Source organism: Nocardia testacea NBRC 100365 (genome assembly GCF_000308775.1).
GTDB lineage: Bacteria > Actinomycetota > Actinomycetes > Mycobacteriales > Mycobacteriaceae > Nocardia > Nocardia testacea.
Map to the genome: position 1 here is coordinate 1 of NZ_BAGJ01000156.1, position 1558 is coordinate 1558.

At 66.7% G+C, this 1558-nt stretch carries 2 protein-coding genes; both read right to left on the minus strand.

The genetic code is table 11. From position 1 onward, the window contains the following. Positions 1-53: 53 nt before the first annotated feature. A complete protein-coding gene (locus ON38_RS21445) occupies positions 54-719 on the minus strand; it encodes an MspA family porin (RefSeq protein ID WP_039826726.1) in 666 nt (221 codons plus the stop codon). Between the two features lie 77 nt (positions 720-796). Further along, positions 797-1471 (minus strand): MspA family porin, encoded by a 675-nt coding sequence (locus ON38_RS21450; protein WP_039826727.1) that lies wholly within the window; start codon positions 1469-1471, stop codon positions 797-799. Positions 1472-1558: the final 87 nt, after the last annotated feature.

Sequence of the window (1558 nt, forward strand, 5' to 3'; positions counted from 1 at the left end):
GGCTGCGGCGTGCCCGTATTCGTGACAATATGTCGGTTTGGCCGGATATCGGCTCAGCCGAGGCTGAAGGGCTGGCCCCACAGCGTGACGAAAGTGATCACGTTCTCGGTCTCCACCTCGACCTTGACGAACGACCGCGCCTGCGCGTAGCCGCCGCAGCCGCTCAGACCGATGGTCTGATCGGACCAGGTCACCGAACCGCTGTTGCCCTGGAACTTGTTGTTGGTGGCGTGATCCTCGCTGCCGAAGTCGTCCGGGCCCTCGATATCGAGGACATAGAACGATTTCGCCTGGCCGGGGCCGACGGTGAGACTGCCGCCGACCTCACCGCTGGGGCTCACGGCACCTTCGGTGTCCACGTCGGCACCGGCGCCGCTCTCGGCCCCGCCGCCGTCGATATTGACCTGGCAGCCCACGACATAGCCGGGGTAGATCTTGCCGCCCACATCCTCGCCGCCGGCGATCTCGACCTGCGCGCTGCCGGAGGCCCACGCGTTGCGGTGCACCGGGGTGGCGCCCATGGACGGGCTGATGGTCGCCGACTCACCGACCATGCGCACGGTGACCACCGTGCCGTCGGACAGCGTCTTGACGAGTTCGCCGCCGGGCAGCGGGATGAAGGTGTCGGCGTTGGCGGCACCGGCGGAGAACAGGCCCAGCGCGATGGTGGTGGCCGCGCCGACACCGGCCAGGCGCGCCAGATTCTTACGGTTGATCATGACAGTTACACCCTTCGAGGGGAGAGCTCGCGGAATGCGCGAGAGAGATTCGATGCGACGTGGACTGGCGCGACGGCTCAGCCGATGCTGAACGGCTGGCCGTACAGGGTGGTCTTCGAATAGTGGTCGCCGATGATCTCGACCACTGTGTACGACCGCGCCTGCGCATAACCCGCGCAGCCCTGGATCTCGATCTCGGCATCCTGGTACTCCACCGAGTACTTGCCGGGCTTGGTGATGTCCTTGTAGTCGATCTGCACGAACGCGACCTCGCCCGGGCCCAGGTCGACGCCGACGGACCCGCCGACGCTACCGCCGTCGAGGGACAGGCCCAGCGAACCGCCCAGCCCGATCGCATCCTCCCCGATGCTCACCTGACAACCGACGATATAGCCGGTATTGAGCTGCGAAGCGCCGTGCGTGGACGAGTTGTTGGTCCCGTCCGCGCCGGTCGGGCCGTTGTTCGGACCGGGTTCGCCTTCGGGCGTCACCGTGACATCGGCAATGGCGTTTCCGGAGACCCAGACCACCCGGCCCGCGCCGTTGGCCGCCATGGAGGGCGATACGACGGCATGCTCACCCGTACGGGTGATGGTCACTCCGGGACCGGCCTTCTGGCCATCGGGCAGCGCCACGAAGGCATCGGCATTCGCGGCGCCCACCGACAACAGGCCCACTGCGACGGCGGCCGCGGCACCGACACCCGCGATCCTGGCGCCGTTACGTACACCGTCGGTGCGGTTCTCGCTCATATTTCCCCTCATCATGTCGGACAAACAGCATGGCCTACGAGACTCGGACAGCTGACTCGCCGGCTCCGACCAGTGTTTCGCTCGTTT